At 49.9% G+C, this 1,687-nt stretch carries 1 rRNA gene; it reads right to left on the reverse strand.

What is annotated here, in order from left to right:
* Positions 1-8: 8 nt before the first annotated feature.
* A 16S ribosomal RNA gene (locus KSO91_RS17130) occupies positions 9-1,555 on the reverse strand.
* Between the last annotated feature and the right edge of the window lie 132 nt (positions 1,556-1,687).

Here is a 1,687-nt window from a genome sequence, read left to right on the forward strand (position 1 = left end):
TCTTTACGTAAGGAGGTGATCCAGCCCCAGGTTCCCCTAGGGCTACCTTGTTACGACTTCACCCCAGTCATGAACCACACCGTGGTCATCGCCATCCCCGAAAGGTTAAGCTAATGACTTCTGGTGCAGCCCACTCCCATGGTGTGACGGGCGGTGTGTACAAGGCCCGGGAACGTATTCACCGTGGCATTCTGATCCACGATTACTAGCGATTCCAACTTCACGGAGTCGAGTTGCAGACTCCGATCCGGACTACGACAAACTTTATGAGATTCGCATACCATCGCTGGCTAGCTGCCCTTTGTATTTGCCATTGTAGCACGTGTGTAGCCCATCCCGTAAGGGCCATGATGACTTGACGTCGTCCCCACCTTCCTCCGGTTTATCACCGGCAGTCTCCCTAGAGTTCCCACCATTACGTGCTGGCAACTAAGGATAAGGGTTGCGCTCGTTGCGGGACTTAACCCAACATTTCACAACACGAGCTGACGACAGCCATGCAGCACCTGTCTCAGAGCTCCCGAAGGCACTCATCTATCTCTAGGTGATTCTCTGGATGTCAAGGGATGGTAAGGTTCTTCGCGTTGCATCGAATTAAACCACATGCTCCACCGCTTGTGCGGGCCCCCGTCAATTCATTTGAGTTTTAACCTTGCGGCCGTACTCCCCAGGCGGTCTATTTAATGCGTTAGCTTTGAAACCCACGGCATATAGCCACAAACTTCTAATAGACATCGTTTACTGCGTGGACTACCGGGGTATCTAATCCCGTTTGCTCCCCACGCCTTCGCGCCTCAGCGTCAGTCTTTGTCCAGGTGGCCGCCTTCGCCACTGGTATTCCTTCAGATCTCTACGCATTTCACCGCTACACCTGAAATTCTACCACCCTCTACAAAACTCTAGTTAACCAGTTTCAAATGCAGTTCCAAGGTTGAGCCCTGGGCTTTCACATCTGACTTGATTAACCGCCTACGCGCGCTTTACGCCCAGTAATTCCGATTAACGCTCGCACCCTCCGTATTACCGCGGCTGCTGGCACGGAGTTAGCCGGTGCTTCTTCTGCGAGTAACGTCACAGATAGTTAGTATTAATAACTACCCTTTCCTCCTCGCTGAAAGTGCTTTACAACCCGAAAGCCTTCTTCACACACGCGGCATGGCTGCATCAGAGTTTCCTCCATTGTGCAATATTCCCCACTGCTGCCTCCCGTAGGAGTCTGGACCGTGTCTCAGTTCCAGTGTGGCTGGTCATCCTCTAAGACCAGCTAGGGATCGTCGCCTTGGTAAGCCATTACCTTACCAACTAGCTAATCCCACTTGGGCCCATCCTAACGCGATAGCTTATAAATAGAGGCCACCTTTGGTCCGTAGACATTATGCGGTATTAGCAGTCGTTTCCAACTGTTGTCCCCCACGTTAGGGCAAGTTCCCAAGCATTACTCACCCGTCCGCCACTCGTCAGCAAAATAGCAAGCTATTCTCTGTTACCGTTCGACTTGCATGTGTTAAGCCTGCCGCCAGCGTTCAATCTGAGCCATGATCAAACTCTTCAATTTAAAGTTTAATGTGTATCTTTCGATACGACTCAATACTACTGACTAAAACTAATCACCGAAGTGATTTTATTATTCTGAAATGATAAATAAATTTATCATTTCGTGTGTCACTATATTGATGTTGCCTTTACA

Origin of the sequence: Psychromonas antarctica (assembly GCF_022267535.1) — a bacterium.
Taxonomy (GTDB): domain Bacteria; phylum Pseudomonadota; class Gammaproteobacteria; order Enterobacterales; family Psychromonadaceae; genus Psychromonas; species Psychromonas antarctica.